This window comes from Leptothrix mechoopdaensis (SeqCode), from assembly GCF_053893855.1.
Map to the genome: position 1 here is coordinate 386,472 of NZ_CM132699.1, position 16,471 is coordinate 402,942.

16 protein-coding genes are annotated in these 16,471 nt (G+C 72.7%); 12 read left to right on the forward strand and 4 right to left on the reverse strand.

All coding sequences use genetic code 11. The features are described 5' to 3' along the window. Positions 1-45: 45 nt before the first annotated feature. The 6 genes from ACWA7K_RS01750 (at position 46) to fae (ending at position 5,743) form a co-directional block, all read left to right on the forward strand. Positions 46-957: an NAD(P)-dependent methylenetetrahydromethanopterin dehydrogenase gene (locus ACWA7K_RS01750; RefSeq protein ID WP_456165046.1), complete on the forward strand. Its 912-nt coding sequence runs from the start codon at positions 46-48 to the stop codon at positions 955-957. 7 nt (positions 958-964) lie between these two features. Beyond that, entirely contained in the window at positions 965-2,293 is a 1,329-nt protein-coding gene (locus ACWA7K_RS01755; protein WP_456165048.1) for an ATP-grasp domain-containing protein, read from the forward strand. Further along, on the forward strand, positions 2,290-3,306 hold the full coding sequence (mch, locus tag ACWA7K_RS01760; RefSeq protein ID WP_456165050.1) for a methenyltetrahydromethanopterin cyclohydrolase: 1,017 nt from the start codon (positions 2,290-2,292) through the stop codon (positions 3,304-3,306). The genes ACWA7K_RS01755 and mch overlap by 4 nt, the downstream gene beginning before the upstream one ends. A 12-nt stretch (positions 3,307-3,318) precedes the next feature. Next, positions 3,319-4,281, forward strand: coding sequence for an ATP-grasp domain-containing protein (locus tag ACWA7K_RS01765; RefSeq protein WP_456165052.1), 963 nt, complete (start codon positions 3,319-3,321; stop codon positions 4,279-4,281). Then, positions 4,271-5,104, forward strand: a complete 834-nt coding sequence (locus ACWA7K_RS01770; RefSeq protein WP_456165054.1) for a triphosphoribosyl-dephospho-CoA synthase — start codon at positions 4,271-4,273, stop codon at positions 5,102-5,104. The genes ACWA7K_RS01765 and ACWA7K_RS01770 overlap by 11 nt, the downstream gene beginning before the upstream one ends. A 129-nt stretch (positions 5,105-5,233) precedes the next feature. Further along, on the forward strand, positions 5,234-5,743 hold the full coding sequence (fae, locus tag ACWA7K_RS01775; RefSeq protein ID WP_456165056.1) for a formaldehyde-activating enzyme: 510 nt from the start codon (positions 5,234-5,236) through the stop codon (positions 5,741-5,743). Between the two features lie 222 nt (positions 5,744-5,965). On the opposite strand, the gene ACWA7K_RS01780 is transcribed toward fae, so the two are convergent. Further along, positions 5,966-6,511: a dihydroneopterin aldolase gene (locus ACWA7K_RS01780; RefSeq protein WP_456210304.1), complete on the reverse strand. Its 546-nt coding sequence runs from the start codon at positions 6,509-6,511 to the stop codon at positions 5,966-5,968. A 265-nt stretch (positions 6,512-6,776) separates the two neighbouring features. On the opposite strand from ACWA7K_RS01780, the gene ACWA7K_RS01785 reads away from it, so the two are divergent. Genes ACWA7K_RS01785 through ACWA7K_RS01805 form a run of 5 tightly spaced genes read left to right on the forward strand, consistent with a single transcriptional unit; the run spans position 6,777 to position 12,303 of the window. Further along, a complete protein-coding gene (locus ACWA7K_RS01785) occupies positions 6,777-8,879 on the forward strand; it encodes a sigma-54-dependent Fis family transcriptional regulator (protein ID WP_456165060.1) in 2,103 nt (700 codons plus the stop codon). Then, positions 8,812-9,507, forward strand: coding sequence for a flavoprotein (locus ACWA7K_RS01790; protein ID WP_456165062.1), 696 nt, complete (start codon positions 8,812-8,814; stop codon positions 9,505-9,507). Before ACWA7K_RS01785 ends, ACWA7K_RS01790 begins: the two co-directional genes overlap by 68 nt. Then, positions 9,486-10,916 carry a DUF6513 domain-containing protein gene (locus tag ACWA7K_RS01795; RefSeq protein ID WP_456165064.1) on the forward strand — a complete coding sequence of 477 codons (1,431 nt, stop codon included), beginning with the start codon at positions 9,486-9,488 and terminating at the stop codon, positions 10,914-10,916. The genes ACWA7K_RS01790 and ACWA7K_RS01795 overlap by 22 nt, the downstream gene beginning before the upstream one ends. Next, positions 10,913-11,560, forward strand: a complete 648-nt coding sequence (locus ACWA7K_RS01800) for a DUF447 domain-containing protein (RefSeq protein ID WP_456165066.1) — start codon at positions 10,913-10,915, stop codon at positions 11,558-11,560. The genes ACWA7K_RS01795 and ACWA7K_RS01800 overlap by 4 nt, the downstream gene beginning before the upstream one ends. Continuing rightward, positions 11,557-12,303: a (5-formylfuran-3-yl)methyl phosphate synthase gene (locus tag ACWA7K_RS01805; protein ID WP_456165068.1), complete on the forward strand. Its 747-nt coding sequence runs from the start codon at positions 11,557-11,559 to the stop codon at positions 12,301-12,303. Before ACWA7K_RS01800 ends, ACWA7K_RS01805 begins: the two co-directional genes overlap by 4 nt. A 323-nt stretch (positions 12,304-12,626) precedes the next feature. Here ACWA7K_RS01805 and ACWA7K_RS01810 read toward each other — a convergent pair whose 3' ends face one another. Genes ACWA7K_RS01810 through ACWA7K_RS01820 form a run of 3 tightly spaced genes read right to left on the reverse strand, consistent with a single transcriptional unit; the run spans position 12,627 to position 15,425 of the window. Next, on the reverse strand, positions 12,627-13,238 hold the full coding sequence (locus tag ACWA7K_RS01810; protein ID WP_456165069.1) for an amino acid kinase family protein: 612 nt from the start codon (positions 13,236-13,238) through the stop codon (positions 12,627-12,629). Beyond that, positions 13,238-14,449 carry a hydantoinase/oxoprolinase family protein gene (locus ACWA7K_RS01815; RefSeq protein ID WP_456165071.1) on the reverse strand — a complete coding sequence of 404 codons (1,212 nt, stop codon included), beginning with the start codon at positions 14,447-14,449 and terminating at the stop codon, positions 13,238-13,240. The genes ACWA7K_RS01810 and ACWA7K_RS01815 overlap by 1 nt, the downstream gene beginning before the upstream one ends. Beyond that, positions 14,442-15,425, reverse strand: a complete 984-nt coding sequence (locus ACWA7K_RS01820; protein ID WP_456165073.1) for an ATP-grasp domain-containing protein — start codon at positions 15,423-15,425, stop codon at positions 14,442-14,444. The genes ACWA7K_RS01815 and ACWA7K_RS01820 overlap by 8 nt, the downstream gene beginning before the upstream one ends. Before the next feature lie 71 nt (positions 15,426-15,496). Between ACWA7K_RS01820 and ACWA7K_RS01825 the strand changes: the two genes are divergently transcribed. Next, positions 15,497-16,219, forward strand: a complete 723-nt coding sequence (locus ACWA7K_RS01825) for a HisA/HisF-related TIM barrel protein (protein ID WP_456165075.1) — start codon at positions 15,497-15,499, stop codon at positions 16,217-16,219. The last annotated feature ends 252 nt before the right edge of the window (positions 16,220-16,471 follow it).

The window sequence follows — 16,471 nt, forward strand, 5'->3', positions numbered from 1 at the left end:
CGCGCGCCGTTCCTCCCCACTCGCCACCTTCGCCATCCGCCCGCCATGGAACGCCCCTACGTCCTCCACATGTTCACGCCCGGCTCGCAGATGAGCCCCTTCGACATCAACATGGCCGCCGACGCCGGCTGGCAGGTCATCACGCCGTATTGCGGCGTGGCGCTGGCGGGCATCCGCGGGCTGACGCAGGACACGATCTTCTCGCGCAGCCCGAAGGGCCTGGCACGCACCGGCATCTTCATCGGCGGGCGTGACGCGCTGCTGGCGGCCGACATGCTGGACGCGGCGCGGCAGTCGCTGGTGCCGCCGTTCGCGGTCTCGCTGATGGCCGACCCGAGCGGCGCCTACACGACCGCTGCCGCGATGGTCGCGTGTGTCGAGGCTGGCCTGAAGCTGCAGGGCCTGGCCGACGGCTATGCCGGCCGGCGCGTGGTCGTGCTCGGCGGCACCGGGCCGGTCGGCCGCATCGCCGCCGTGCTGGCCGCGCAGGCCGGCGCCACCGTGGCGCTGTCCAGCCGCAACGGCATCGACGTGGCCGACGAGGCCGCGCAGGAAACCGCGCGCCGCTTCGGCGTGAGGCTCGAAGGCGTCAGCGGGGGCGACCGCGCCGCCGTGCGGGCCTCGATCGCCGACGTCGACGTGATCCTGGCCTGTGCCGCTGCAGGCGTGCAGGTGGTGTCGGCCGACGACCTGGCGCAGGCCGCCGCGCTGAAGGTGGCCGCCGACGTCAACGCGGTGCCGCCGGCCGGCATCGCCGGGGTCGACGTGATGGCGCGCAACGCCCCGATCGCCGGGACGGGCGCGATCGGCATCGGCGCGCTGGCGATCGGCAACGTCAAGTACCAGACCCAGCAGCAGCTGATGCGGCGCATGCACGAGGCCGGCGTGGCGCAGGTGTTCGGTCACGCCGAGGCCTTCGAGACGGCCCGGGCGCACCTTGCGGCCACGGCCGCGTGACAGCGGCATGTCGGCATCTCCGGTCGTTCTCGTCGTCGCCGGCCTGTCGGTCCGGGCGCTGGCCCAGGCCGCCCGGCGCGACGGCTGCACCGTCATCGGCCTGGACCTGTTCGGCGACGCCGACACCCGCGCCGCCTGCACGCACTGGCTGCCGCTGACGCTGGCGCCCGACCACACGCCGGGCGTCTGGCAACTCGACCCGGCGCGGCTGCGCGCGGCCTGGGCCGAGGCCTGCCGATGGGCGCGGGCGCAGGGCCTGGGCGAACCGGCCGGCCTGCTGATCGGCAGCGGCTTTGCCCGCGAGGGCGCCGAGCTGGTCGACCTGCCGCTGCTGGGCACCGCCGTGGCCGACATCGCGCTGCTGCGCGACCCGGCGCGTTTCTTCCCCGCGTTGAAGGCGATGGGCGTCGAGCACCCGCCGGTCTCGCTGCGGCCGACCACCGCGCCGGGCTGGCTGCGCAAGGACTTCGCGGCCAGCGGCGGCGCGCACGTGCGGCCGGCCGATGACGGCCACGCGGTCGTGTCCGGACCGTCGGTCTACTGGCAACAGCGGCTGCTGGGCGAGGCGCTGTCGCTGACGCTCGTCGGCGCGGCCAGCGACGACGGCGGCCAGGCGGCGCTGCTGGGCCTGAACCGGCTGCTGACCCATGCCGGGCCGGACGGCCAGTCCTGCGGCCATGCCGGCGTGATCGGCCCGCTGCCGTGGAACGCCAGCCTGCTGGCCCAGCTGCAGGGGCTGGCCGACCGGCTGGTGCGGCGCTTCCGGCTGCGCGGCCTCGTCGGCATCGACCTGCTGCTGACCGCCGGGCGCTGGCAGGTGCTGGAGGTCAACCCGCGCCCGACCGCCGCGCTGCCGCTGTACGGGGCCTTGCCGGGTGGACGGGACGATCGGACCGAAGCGCATTGGGACGGCCCCGGCGCCGGCCTGATCCGGGCCCATCTGCGTGCGGTCCAGTCGGGCCGGGCACCGGACGCCCTGGCGCTGGACGCCTGTCGCGGCGGCGCGGCCGCCCGGCTGCGCGGCTGCGAGCTGGTGCGCAGCCCCGTCGACGGCTGGCTGAGCGCCGACGGCGTCGCCCGGCTGCAGGCCCGCGCCGCCACGCTGGGCCTGCACGACCTGCCCGCAGCGCCCCAGCCGCTGAAGGCCGGCGACCCGGTCTGCAGCGTCCAGGTCGTCGCGCCGACCGCGCAGGCCGACCTGGCCTACCTGCGCCGCCTGCTCGAACGCCGCGTGCTGGCCGCCCAGGCGCTGCTGGTCGATCCGCCCGAACCCGATGCCGCGCTGACGCCGCCCGTGGCCCAATCCACTTCCGGAACGATCGAGACCCCCGCATGAGTGCCACGCCCACCCCGCTTGCCGGCTCGCCGCTGTCGGTCAACCGCCTGGCCGCGCCGATCGTGCGCGAGCTGGTCGAGCGGGCCGACGCGCTCGGCCTGGCGGTCCGCCGCAGCGACGAGGGCGTCTGCCTGGTCGACGCCGGCATCGCCGTGCCGGGCAGCGTCGAGGCGGGCTTGCGCATCGCCGAGATCTGCCTCGGCGGGCTCGGCCGCGTCTCGCAACGGCTGGCGCCGCAGGCCGGCTGGCCGCACTGGCTGGACGTCGCCAGCGCGCAGCCGGTGCTGGCCTGCCTGGGCAGCCAGTACGCCGGCTGGAGCCTGGCGGCCAGTGCCGAGGAGACCGGCGCGAAGAAGTTCTTCGCGCTCGGCTCCGGCCCGGCCCGGGCGCTGGCGCGCAAGGAGCCGCTGTATGCCGAGCTGGGTTATGTCGACGACGCCGACCAGGGCGTGATCGTGCTGGAGGTCGACCGCGTGCCGCCGCCGGTCGTGCTGGCCAAGGTGCTGCGCGACTGCCACCTGCCGGCCGAGGGCCTGACGGTGATCCTGACGCCGACCCGCAGCCTCGCCGGCCTGACCCAGGTCGTGGCCCGCGTGCTGGAAGTGGCGCTGCACAAGGCCCACGAGCTGCACTTCGACCTCGCCGACATCGTCGATGGCAGCGCGAGCGCGCCACTGCCGGCGCCGGTCGCCGACGGGGTCGCCGCGATGGGCCGCAGCAACGACGCGATCCTCTACGGCGGCCAGGTCCGGCTGGCGGTGCGCGGCAGCGTGGACGCGGCCCGCACGCTGGCGCGGCAACTGCCGGCGCTCAACTCGCCCGACCACGGCAAGCCCTTTGCCGCGCTGTTCCAGGCGGCCGGTTTCGACTTCTACAAGATCGACCCGATGCTGTTCGCGCCGGCCGAGGTCTGGGTCAGCCACCTCGACAGCGGGCGCACCTTCCATGCCGGCCGCACCGACCTGTCGATGCTGCTGCCCGACTGGCTGGCCGATGCTGACGAGTCGGCCTGAGTGGCTCACGCGATGAGCCAGCCCGAGAACCGTCACCCTGGCCGCCTGCGCGTGGCCATCATGACCGACGAGATCGGCTGGCACACGCGCCAGCTGCAGCGGGCCTTGCGCGCACGTGGGGGCATCGGCCGCTGCATCGATCTGGCCGATTGCGAGATCGACACCTCGGCACCCGGCTCCGGCCTGTTGCTGCCGGGTTTCGGCCGCAGCCTGCCCGACGCGGTGATCGTGCGCGGCATCGCCGCCGGCAGCTTCGAGCAGGTCACGCAGCGGCTGGGCGTGCTGCATGCGCTGCAGACCCTGGGCGTGCCGGTCTGGAACGAGGCCCGCGCGATCGAACGCAGCGTCGACAAGGGCATGACCAGCCTGCTGCTCCATGCCGCCGGCATCCCGACGCCGCCGACCTGGGCGTGTGAATCGCCGGCCCGCGCGCGCCGCATCCTCGTGCGTGAGGCGGCGGCCGGTCATGCCGTCGTGCGCAAGCCGCTGTTCGGCTCGCAGGGCAAGGGCCTGATGCTGGTGGGCGCGACGCCTGATGGCTGGGTCGACCTGCCCGAGGAACGCAGCGGCCACCATTACCTGCAGCGTTTCCTGCCCGCGCTGGCCGAGCCCGGCCACGACTGGCGCGTGCTGGTGGTGGGCGGCCACGCGATCGCGGCGATGCGGCGGGTCAGCACGCACTGGGTCCACAACGTCGCGCAAGGCGCCCGCTGCGAGCCTGCCGAGCTGACGCCCGACCTGGCCCGCATCGCCGAGGCCGCGACCGCCGCGCTCGGGCTGGACTACGGCGGCGTGGATGTCATGCCGTGCGGCGGCGCGACATCGATCCAGTCGCTGCAGGTGCTCGAAGTCAACGGCGTGGCCGCCTGGCGCGGCCTGCAGCAGGTCACGCCGTTCAACATCGCGCAGCGGCTGGTCGATGACCTGATCGACCGCAAGATGGCCGGTCTGCGCCGGCTGCGGCATGTCGCCTGAGGTCATCCGCGAGGCCTGGCTGCGCGCCTGCGCCTGGGACGTCGCGGTGCGCAAGCCTGGCAATGTCAGCCGCCAGTCGGATGGCCACGGCATGCAGGCGCAGACCTTCCTGGACAGCGCCGCCGCGTCGGTCGACGGCCTGTGCGCGGCCGGCGCATCGGTGGGCGCCCGCATCGAGGCGGCGGTCGCCGCGAGCTGGTCGCGCGTGGGCTGCAACACGAACCTCGGCATCGTGCTGCTGTGCGCGCCGATGGCCGTGGCGGCCGAACGTGTCGACACGCCGGAGGGCCTGAGGGCCGCGATCGCCGACGTCATCGAAGGTCTCGACGTGGCCGATGCCGAGGCCGCCTTCCGCGCGATCGTGCAGGCCAATCCCGGTGGGCTCGGAAAGGCCGCCGAACAGGACGTGCGCGCGGCGCCGAGCATGACGCTGCGCGAGGCGATGACGCTGGCCGCCGATCGCGACCGCATCGCCGTGCAGTACCGCGACGCGCTGGCCGAGCTGTTCGATGTCGGACTGCCGGCGCTGGGTCAGGAGACACCGGACGACCGCGCCGTTCAGCGCCTCTATCTGGCCTGGCTGGCCAGCGGCCCGGATTCACACATTGTCCGCAAGCACGGCATGGCCCTGGCACAAAGTGTCCTGACCGAAGCCTTGCCCTGGCACCGCCGCGCCGAGGCTGGCGAGTGGCTGGACGCCGATCCCGGCTGGGCCGGGTGGGATCGTTCGCTCAAGCAGCGTCGCATCAACCCCGGCACCAGTGCGGACCTCACCGTGGCCACGCTGATGCTGGCCTTGCTGGGTGCCGGACGACCCCGATGAACACGGGCATCGGGACCGTCCCCAGGTGACACCCGATGTGGCACGGATCGTGATTGGTGGAAGGCTGGGGACGCCGTCCTGAAGGGCGATCGTCACACCACAGAACCTTCATCTGGAGACGGAAACATCATGGCAAAGATCGATCGCATGCTGGTGGGAGAGTCGCTCGTCGGCGACGGCAACGAGGTGGCCCACATCGACCTCATCATCGGCCCGCGCGGCAGCGCCGCCGAGACCGCCTTCGCCAACTGCCTGACCAACAACAAGGACGGCTTCACGTCCCTGCTGGCGGTGGTGGCCCCCAACCTGCTGTGCAAGCCGGCGACCGTGATGTTCAACAAGGTCACCATCAAGGGCGCCAAGCAGGCCGTGCAGATGTTCGGCCCGGCCCAGCGTGGCGTGGCGATGGCCGTGGCCGACAGCGTCGAGGACGGCACCATCCCGGCCGACGAGGCCGACAACGTCTTCGTCTCGGTGGGCGTGTTCATCCACTGGGCCGCCGAGGACGACCGCAAGATCCAGGACTACAACTACGCCGCGACCAAGGAAGCCCTGGCCCGCGCCGTGGCCAATTCGCCGACGGCAGCGGAGGTCGTCGCGCGCAAGGGCAGCGCCTCCCACCCGTTCGCGGCCAAGTGAGTCCGCACCACTGGCTCACTCGCTGAGCCAGTGCAACCTGCACACCCTGTCGGTCCGGCCGGTCCGGACCGACGGGGAGGTGTGTCTTCCGGGAATCACGGACGCCCGCAAGGGCCTCCGCAGGGGAACTTGTCGGGCCGGTCTGTCAGGGCAGACCGGCTCTCTTTTTTGGGGCCGGCCCTTCGTGCGGCAAGGCCGATCAGCGCAGCCTGTCGGGCGGCTTCAACGCCAGGAACCCTCGTCGCCATCGGCCTGCGGCTGTGTGCGCTGGGGTACCGTGCCGGCGCCGATCCAGCGCAGCACCTGGGCGCCGCCGGGCGTCGTGTGGCGGGCGGTGGTGCGCATGTCGCCGCGACGCCGTTCGATCTGCACGCCCACCGCCTGCACGTTGTCGAACTTGCGTGGCTTGACCACCTTGACGCGCACCCAGGCCGCGCCGAAGTCGATCAGCAGCATCTGCGCGATGCGTTCGGCCAATGCCTCCAGCAAGGTCACGCCGTGGTCGAGCATCAGCGCGTCGAGCCGGTCGCGAACCACGCCGTAATCGATGGTGTCGACGATCTGGTCGCTGTCGCAGGCACCCGCATGCGGCACGCCCGCATGCACGTCGATCACCAGCGGCTGCGTGCGGTGGAACTCGGACGGGTGGATGCCGATGACCGTCTCGCCGGTGTAGCCCTCGATGAAGATCAGGTCGAGCGCCTGTGCGGTTTCTTCGGCGCCTGGCCTGGCTTGGGGCAGGTTCGTCAGGCTGGGTGCGGCATGCATCTCGGGTGTCTCCTCGTCGTTCCGTGTCATCGTGTCTCGCGCCGGCCGCATGTGGCCGCGCGATCGGCCCTTCACGCAGCATTCATGCCCGCGCCGCCGTGTCGTGAATGAGGGGTTCCAATCCGAAAACGTCCGGACAAACACCGCTTCCTTTCCCCCCGGGTCGGGAAAAAATCCTGGCAGGTCCTGATGACGGGTCTGCCCGACCCCGCGTCCAGGATCCTCGAATCAAAGCAGCATCCTGAAGCTGCAGGAGTACGTCCCGATGGCCATCACCGTTCTCAACACCGGCCGACATGCCGAACGTGTCTTTGATGTCGTCCGCAGCGGCTTCGGGGAGGAGAGCAACGATGTCGTCGCCCGCTCGTGGCGCCGGTGTCTCGACGAGTACCTGCTGCACCCCGACCGTCCGCGTGAACTGCGCGCGCTCGAAGCGCCGGCGCTGAACGAGCGGCTGGGCCGCATGTCCACGCTGGTGGACTGCGCCCGCCACGAGATGGCCACGCTGTTCCAGCAGCTCGCCGACCAGGAGGCGGCGGTCGTGCTGACCGACACCGACGGCGTGATCCTGCACATGGTCGCGTCGCCCGAGTTCTCCGAGGAAGTCGCCCCGCTGGGCCTGCGCCCGGGCGTGTTCTGGAGCGAGACCGAGGCCGGCACCAACGGCATGGGCACCTGCCTGGCCGCCGCCGCGCCGGTGGCGGTGCGGCGCGAGGACCACTTCTACACGCAGTACACCGGCCTGACCTGCTCGGCCGTGCCGGTCTACAACCCGGCCGGCGAGATGGCGGCGGTGCTCGATGTCTCCAGCCGTTCGTCGCTGATGCAGCAGCACCTGCTGGTGCTGCTGGGCATGACCGCCCGGATGATCGAGAACCGGCTGATCGACCAGTGTTTCCGCCACGCCCACCCGGTCCACTTCCACAGCCGGCCCGAGTTCGTCTACACGCTGCACGAAGGACGGCTGGCGGTGTCAGACGACGGCCACATCCTGGCCGCCAACCGCAGCGCGCTGTTCCAGCTCGGCCTGCAGTCGGTGGCGGACATCCGCTCGCGCCGCATCGAGGACATCTTCCAGACCTCGCAGGAAGACCTGCTGCACCGAAGCACGCTGTCGTCGTTCCACCCGGTCGTGACCTACCGCGCGCACGCCTCGCACCGCTTCTTCGCGGTCATGCGCCGCCCGGCGGTCGAGGCCAGCGCGCTGCAGCTCGGCAGTGCGGCCGGCCAGGCGCCGACGCCCGGCCGCGTCATCACGCCGACCCGCACGCCGCTGCCGCGTCCGCTGATCCAGACGAGCGCGCCGGTGGGCCCGACGCTGGCCGATCCGACGCTGACGCGCCAGCTCGACGTCGCCTGCCGCGTGATCGCCCGCCAGACGCCGGTGCTGCTGTGCGGCGAGACGGGATCGGGCAAGGAAGTCTTCGCCCGAGCCGTGCATGAAGGCAGCCCGCGCAGCAGCGGCGCCTTCGTGGCCGTCAACTGCGCCAGCCTGCCCGAGAGCCTGATCGAGTCCGAGCTGTTCGGCTACCGTGCCGGCGCCTTCACCGGCGCGCAGCGCAACGGCCGGCGCGGCAAGATCCTGCAGGCCGATGGCGGCACGCTGTTCCTCGACGAGATCGGCGACATGCCGCTGGAGCTGCAAGCCCGCCTGCTGCGCGTGCTGGAGGAACGCCAGGTCACGCCGCTGGGTTCCGAGGAGACCGTCGCGGTCGACTTCCAGCTGCTCAGCGCCAGCCACCGCAACCTGATGGAGCTGGTCGAGGCCGGCCGCTTCCGCGAGGACCTGTACTACCGGCTGGCCGGTGTCGAGGTCCGCCTGCCGGCCTTGCGCGAGCGCAGCGACCGCGCCGAGCTGATCCGCAGCCTGCTGCAGGCCGAAGGCGGCGGTGATTCGCGGCTGTCGTCCGAAGCCGAACAGCTGCTGATGAGCTACGCCTGGCCCGGCAACGTGCGCCAGCTGCGCCACGCGCTGCGCTCGGCCTGCGCGCTGGCCGACGGCACGCCGATCCGGCTGGAACACCTGCCGCTGGCGCTGCAGCGCGCCGCCATCGAGGCTGGCAGCCCGGTGGTCGCCCTGCCGCCGATGCCGGCGAGCGCCCACCCGACCGACGACGCGCCGCTGCACGACCCGGTCGCGCCGTCGCCGGCATCGAACTTGCCTGTCCCGACGCTCGACGAGGCCGCCGACGACGAGGCGGTCCTGAAGCTCAACCCGATCCAAGCCAATGAGCGGCAGATGCTGCTCAAGATGCTCGAACAGCACCGCTGGAACGTCAGCAGCGTGGCCAAGGCCTTCGATGTCAGCCGCAACACCTTGTACCGACGCCTGCACAAACTGCACATCCGGCTCTCCCACACCGACTGAGGAGACGACCGGTCCGACCGCCGCCGCCGTGGTGGCCGGAGACGACGAGGACGCGAACACGCTCGGTCCGGTCCGTTCCCGTTTCGCCTGGTGCCTGACCGGATCGGGCCACGGCCTGCACGAATCGCTCGAACTCGCCGCCCGCCTGCCGCAGGTCGACCTGTTCCTGTCGGCCGCCGGCGAAGAGGTGCTGGGCATCTACGAGATCCCGATCGAGAAGCTGCGCCAGCGCTTCCGCGTGCTGCGCGACAAGACCGCCAGCGCGGTGCCGGTCGGGCGGCTCTACACCGACGTCTATCACACGGTCATCGTCGCCCCTGCCACGAGCAACACCGTGGCCAAGTGCGCCTACGGCTTCAGCGACTCGCTGCCGACCAACATGTTTGCGCAGGCCGGCAAGCTCGGCATCCCCGGCATCGTGTTCGCGTGCGACACCGAGCCGGTGGTCGTCACGCAGGCGCCGCATGGCTGGGTGACGCTGCGCCCGCGCCGCATCGAGCTGGAGAACGTCGAGCGGCTGCGCGGCATCGACCACGCCCGCGTCGTCGCCTCGGTCGACGAACTGGAGCAGGCGCTCACCTTGCGCCTGCACGAGCTGTCGCTGTCGTGGATCACCTCGTCTTCCTGACCGGCCGGCTGGCCGAACCGGCGCTGCGGCGCGTGCTCGGCGAGATGGCCGAGGGCTCCGCGCTGCCGTTCACCTGGGAGGTCCTCGAGATCGGCGTGCAGGTGGCCGCGCTGATGACGCCGTCGCTGATCCAGCGCCGCGTGCCGCGCCCGCTGGCCGCCACGAAGCTGATCGTGCCCGGTCGTTGCCGGGGCGACCTGGACGAGCTGAGCGCCCACTACGGCATCCCCGTCGAACGCGGGCCGGAGGAACTCAAGGACCTGCCGCAGCACTTCAAGCGGGCCGCCCGGGCGGTCGACCTGAGCCAGTGGCGCACCCGCATCCTGGCCGAGATCGTCGATGCGCCGCGCCTGTCGGTCGAGGTGACGCTGGCGCGTGCCGCCGCGCTGCGGGCCGACGGCGCCGACGTGATCGACCTGGGTTGCCTGCCCGGCACCGACTACCCGCAGCTCGAGGACGCCGTGCGCGCGCTGAAGGACGCCGGCTACCAGGTGAGCGTGGACTCGCTCCAGCCCGAGGAACTGCTGCGCGGCGGCCGGGCCGGCGCCGACTACCTGCTGAGCCTGCCGCCGTCGCTGCTGTGGATCGCCGACGAGGTGCCGTCCACCCCCGTGCTGATCGGCCGCGAGCCGTCCGACGAGGAAGGGCTGGCCACCAGCATCGAGGCCTGCCAGCGCCGCGGCCGGGCCTTCCTGGCCGACGCCATCCTCGACCCGATCCCCTTCGGCTTCACCCGCTCGATCGTGCGCTACCAGCGCCTGCGCGACCGCTTTCCGGACGCGCCGATCCTGATGGGCGTGGGCAACCTGACCGAGCTGACCGAGGCCGACACCAGCGGCATCAACGCGCTGTTGCTGGGCATCTGCGCCGAGCTGGACGTGGCCGCCATCCTGACCACGCAGGTGAGCGCACACGCACGCCGCGCCATCCGCGAGGCCGACGCCGCCCGGCGCGTCATGCACGCCGCGCAGACGCTGCGCACGCTGCCCAAGGGCCTGGGCGACGCGCTGATGACGACCCACGCCAAGCAGCCCTGGCCCGACACGCCCGACGAGATCGCCGCGACCGCCGCGCAGGTGCGCGACCCGAACTTCCGCGTCCAGGTCTCCGAGCGCGGCGTGCATGTCTACAACCGCGACGGGCTGCGACTGGCCCAGGACCCGTACACGCTGTGGCCGCAGCTGGGCCTGCAGGGCGATGCCGGCCATGCCTTCTACATGGGCATCGAACTGGCCCGCGCGCAGGTCGCCTGGCAGCTCGGCAAGCGCTACGTGCAGGACCAGCCGCTGCGCTGGGGCGTCGCGGCCGACACGCCCGAGGACATCTCCGGGCTGACCCAGGACGACGCGGTCTGCGGCCCGGCCCAGGCCGCTGCGGACCCGACGAACCGAGCTTCCGGACCGACATGAGCAGCCCTCCCTCCAACAGCGTGGCCAATGACGTCATCTTCGAGGTCGTGCTGACCACCCGCTCGGCCACCGGCGCGCTGCACATCGCGCCGATGGGCGTGCGCTACCGCCAGGCGGCCGGCGAGTCCGGCGAGGACCTCGTCATCGTGATGCCGTTCAAGCCGTCGACCACGCTGGACAACATCCTGGCGCGGCGCGGTGCGGTGCTGAACGTCGTCACCGACACGCGCGTGTTCGCCGGCTGCGTCACCGGCCGGCGCGACTGGCCGTGCCTGCCGGTGCCGGCCATCGACGGGCTGCGACTGGCTCACGCGATGCGCCACCTGGCGCTCGAACTGGTCGACCAGCGCGACGACGCGCAGCGCCCGGTGCTGACGCTGAAGGTGGTCGAGCAGGCCGACCACGCGCCCTTCCTCGGCTTCAACCGCGCCCAGGCCGCCGTCATCGAAGGGGCGGTGCTGGTCAGCCGCCTGAAGCTGCTGCCGATCGAACGCATCGAGCGCGAGCTGGCCGCCCTGCAGGTCGCCATCGACAAGACCGCCAGCGCGCAGGAACATGAGGCCTGGAGCTGGTTGCGGGAGGCCGTCGAGCAGCATCGCCAAGGCCTCGTCGCCGCACCGGCCGCTTCGACGGAGGGCCGATGAACACGGGACTTCCGGCCGACATGGCTGTCGCGACCTCGACCCGGTTGCGCGCGCTGGTCAGCGTGCGCGACGTGCAGGAGGCCTTGCAGGCTGCGGCGGCTGGCGTCGACACGATCGACCTGAAGGACCCGTCGGACGGGGCGCTGGGCGGCCTGCCGTTGCCGGTCATCGCCGAGATCGTCGCGGCCGTGCGCGCGAAGGCGCCGGGCGCATCGATCAGCGCCACCGTCGGTGACTGGCCGGCACAGGCTCGCGCGGTGATCCTGCGGCGCGTCGACCGCGTGGCCGCCTGCGGGGTCGACCAGGTCAAGGTGGGCATCGCGATGCACGCCCCGGACGCGGCCGTCGCGCTGGTCGACGCGCTGGCGGCGCATGCGTCGGCGACCGGCCATTCGATCGTGCCGGTGCTGATCGCCGACAACGGCATTCCGGCCGCCTGCCTTGACGCAGTCCGCCGGGGCCGCTTCCCGGCCGCGATGCTCGACACCGCCGACAAGCGCGGCGGCTCGCTGCTGCAACGCCGCCCGGCCAGCGAACTGGCCGCTCTGGTGCGGGCCTTGCGCGATTCAGGCACCGAAGTCGGCCTGGCCGGCGCCCTGATGCCCACCGACATCCCGGCGCTGCGCCTGCTCGGCCCCGACTACGCCGGCTTCCGCACGGCAGTCTGCGCAGGCGATCGTCGGCTGGGGCTGGATGCGGGCCGGCTGCGCGGGTTGCTGGCGGCGCTGGCGGGAGGTTGCTGATCCCTCCGGAAGTGCGTTGCCTTCGGCAACGTGTCTTCGTTCCCCTCCTCCGGAGGGGTGGCAGGCGCAGCCTGACGGGGTGGTTGGTGGCAGGAAGCCACAGCCCGAAAACCACCACCCCCCGCCTACGGCGTACCCCTCCGGAGGAGGGGAATTGGGGCGCTGGCGGGAGGCTGCTGACCCCCTCCCCCCGGTGCCCTGGGTACTCCCCCTTGGCAGGGGGAGAGCTGTCGGTGGCAACCTGCGCTGGCTTCAACTCTCCCCCTGCCAAGGGGGAGTACCCCAACGGGGGGAGGGGGTTCACCCGCGCAACGCCGCCCTCATCAATGCGCCACACCCATCCCCGTCTGCCGCTGCCCATACAGCAGCAGCTCGCGCAGACCATCCCCCTCGTCGCGGCTGAGGATGTCGATCGGCAGCCCGGCCTGACGGGCCAGGGGCCCGAACCCGTCGTCCAGCACCTCGGCCTGGACGAGCTGGTCGACGTTCAGGCTGGCGTCGATCGCGCAGCTCTTGACCAGCACCAGCCGCTCGGCATTCAGGCGGCGGGCCAACGCCAGCGCGATGCTGTCGGAGCTGTGGCGCCAGTTGGTCGCCGGGTCGGGCTGGTGGCGCAGCAGTTCCAGCGGTTGCCACAGCGCGACGCCGCCGCGGCGCAGGGTGGGGGTGATGTCGGCTTCGCGGCTGACCAGGCGCAGGGCCGGGTTCAGGCCGTTGAACAGGTAGGCGTTCTGGACCATCGCCAGCACGGCCATGTTGTGGGCGCTCAGGTCGTCGGTATCCCAGCGGGCCTGCAGCTCGCGGACCTCGTCGGCCAGCGTGCCGCCGCCGCAGACCAGCGCGATGCGGCCGCCGCCGAGCTGGCCGAGCAGCGTCAGCCAGTCGGGTAGCAGCGGGTCGCCGCAGAGGCTGCCGCCGATCTTGACGACCCACATCAGCGTGCCCTCCCGTCGACCGCCTGTTCCCACAGGGCCGCGACGGCCACGCAGGGTGCGCAGACGCGGGCCCAGGCGGCGTGGATGGGGTCGATGTCGAGGCCGGCGCCGGGGGTGCGGTCGGCCGTCGAGGTGATGTCGATCAGGCCGGCGAGGTGCCGGTCCGCGCCGGCGCAGGCGATGTCGCGGCCGTAGTCGAGCAGCAGCGCGTGCGGTTGTTCGACCCGCGCCAGCGCGCGCAGCCGTGTCATCACGTCGGGCACCAGGAAGGCGCCGCTGCCGGCCGACACCGCGACGACATCGGCGAGGTCGAGGTTGTGCGTGCGGGCGACCCGCAGCGCCTGGCCGGCGATCTCGTGGACCTGGGCCTGCCGCCACGACAGCGCCATGTCGAGCCAGTCCGAGCTGCTGCCGTCGCGCACGTCGCATCCGACCATGCGGGCCAGACGGGCCCGGCTGGCCGCCGCCGACTTCGGTCCGCCGTCGGCGGTGGGCTGCTGGTCGTGGTCCGGGTGCAGCTCGCCGGTCAGCCGGTAGACGTCGGCGGTGGTGGCGAAGAACTCGTGCATCACGTTGAGGGTCTGGCCCTGGAAGGTGATGCGCGGCGCCAGCGCGCACAGCGGCGTGCGGACCACGCCGTGGTAGACCAGTTCGCCGCTGGCGAGGCGGTCGCGGTCGCTCAGGCTGCGCCCTTGCGGCCGGCCGCCGGCCAGCGCGATCACGTCGGTGGTGGTGCTGCCGATGTCGACCAGCAGCCCTTCGGCGTGGGGGCCCCAGCCGCGCTGCAGCGCCTGGGCCGCATGCCAGGCGGTGGCGCGCCAGTTGGCCGAGGCGATGCGCGGCCAGTGTTCGGCGGCCTCGTGAGCGGGGACCCAGTGGCGATCGATCGGCGGGTCTTCCCAGCCTCGGGCGTACAGCGCCACCGGACCGGGCAACGCGGCGGCCAGACGGCTGGCGATGCGCTGCACGCCGTCGGCCCGGTTGGCGTAGAGGTCGGCCATCTCGCCGGTCATCGTGACGGCATGCGGCGCGGCCAGCGCGGTGCCCCAGCGCGCGCCGGCCTCGTCGAGCACGCGGTCGAGGTGCTGCTCGCCCTGCCACAGCGGACAGGGCCACTGCGCCACGTCCAGCAGCGTGCCGTCGGCCCAGCGGCAGGCCTTGACGTGGGCGCCGCCGATGTCCCAGCCGAAGACCTGTTGCGATTCACGCATCGGCCGTCTCCCGCCGGGCGCAGGCGTCCAGCACGGCCGCAGCGAGCGGCCGGCCGAGCGCCTGCGACAGGCCGACGTAGGCGCAGGTCGTGCGCGCGTTCAGCTCGATCGCCACGGGGCCCTGCTGCGCATGCCAGACGAGGTCCAGGCCGACGATGCCGCGCAGCCCCGGCACGGCCACTCGCAGCAGGTCGACCAGCCGCAGCAGCGCCGGCCAGCGCGGGTCGCCGTCGCCCGGGCGGGCGATCGGCTCGACGCGGTCGAAGTGGACGAATCCATCGGGTTCGATCAGGAGGTGCTGACGGTTCAGGCTCAGCAGCTCCAGCCGGTCGGCATGGCCCAGCAGCGTCAGGCTCAGCGGCTCGCCGTCGATCCACGGTTGCAGCGTCACCGGGCCGCTGCGGCGCGCGGCGTCGGCATGCGCGGCGACCGGGTCGGCATGACGGCGCGTGTCGGTCGCGCCGGCGCCGTCGTCGGGCTTGACGACCCAGTGGCTCACGGACTGAGCCAGTCGGGCATCGAACGGCGTGCAGATGCCGGCCTGCGCCAATGCCGACAGCGTCAGGCTCTTGCGGGCGCTGACCTGCAGCGCGGCGGCGTCGCTGCCCAGCCAGCGTTTGGCGCCGACGCGGTCGCGGCAGGCCTGCATCAGGCCGTCGGTCTCGGGTGCGACGGCCCAGACGAGGTCGTGCGTGGCTGCCAGACGCGCCAGCGCATCGAGCGCCGGCTCGCCGTCGCGGGGGCGGAGGTCGTGGCGACGGCCGGCCGGATCTGCCTGCTCGTCCGCCCGCGCATCGATCACCGTGACCCGGGCGACGCGGCGGTCCGGCAAGGCCAGCAGATCGGTCGCGATGGCCTCGCGCATCGCCGCACCCATCGGCCACAGGTCGGCCTCGACGGCGGCGGGCGCCAGGCCGCGCAGGCCGCCGGCGGTGACGTGTTCGTAGACCAGAATCCGGGCGGCGGCGGGTGTCATGACGAGGCCCCCTGCACGACTTCAACGTCCCGATCGACCCGATCGACCCGACCCCACCCAGGCTTGCGACGATGCCCTGTGCCCTGATCCCCGTGCTCGACCTGCAGGCCGGCCGGGTCGTGCGTGCGGTGCGTGGCGACCGCGCCCGCTACCAGCCGATCCGTTCGGTGCTGTGCGATGGCAGCGCGCCCGAGCTCGTCGCGCCGGCCTTGCTGGCGGCGGCCGGCAGCGCGCGGCTGTACATCGCCGATCTCGATGCCCTGACCGGTGGCGCCGTGCAGGTCGACGTGCTGGCCGGCGTGTGGCGAGCCTTGCGCCGGCAGCGGCCCGACGTGCGCCTGTGGCTCGACGCCGGCTGGCGCGATCGGGCGGATCTGCAGGCCACGCTCGACGCGCTGGGGCCGGACCTGGCCGCAGCGATCGACCCGGTGCTGGCCAGCGAATCGCTGCGGCCCGGCGCGCTCGACGATCTCGTGGGTCAGGACCCGAAGGTGGTGCTGTCGCTGGACCGCCGCGACGGCCACCGGCTCGATCCGGCCGGCTGCTGGGAGCGCCCGGACGCCTGGCCGCAGCAGCTGATCGTGATGACGCTGGAACGCGTCGGTGCCGATGCCGGGCCGGACCTGGCGACGCTGGCCGAGGTGGCCCGCCGAGCCCGCCCGGGCACCCGGCTGATCGGCGCGGGCGGCGTGCGTGATGCGCAAGACCTGCGGGCGGCCGGCGCGGCCGGTGCCGATGCCTGGCTGGTGGCCAGCGCGCTGCACGACGGCCGGCTGCGCGCCGCCGGTCGTTGACGGCGGCTTCGGCTTCGGCGGGACGGGGCAGAGGGGCATGGATGTGAACCGGGGCAGGTGGTCGCGACAAACAGGAACCGTGCCACCTGGGGTCCACCCGGTCAGGGCGGGGTGCCGGGGCGGGCGGTGGCGCCCGCGACGGCACACAGTGTTGCGCAGCGGCGAGGCCGGCCGGCAGGTTCGGGGACATCCTGTCTCCGAAGCGCGCGACAAATGACCGCCCCCGCCCCTCGACCGCCGTGGCATGGCCTT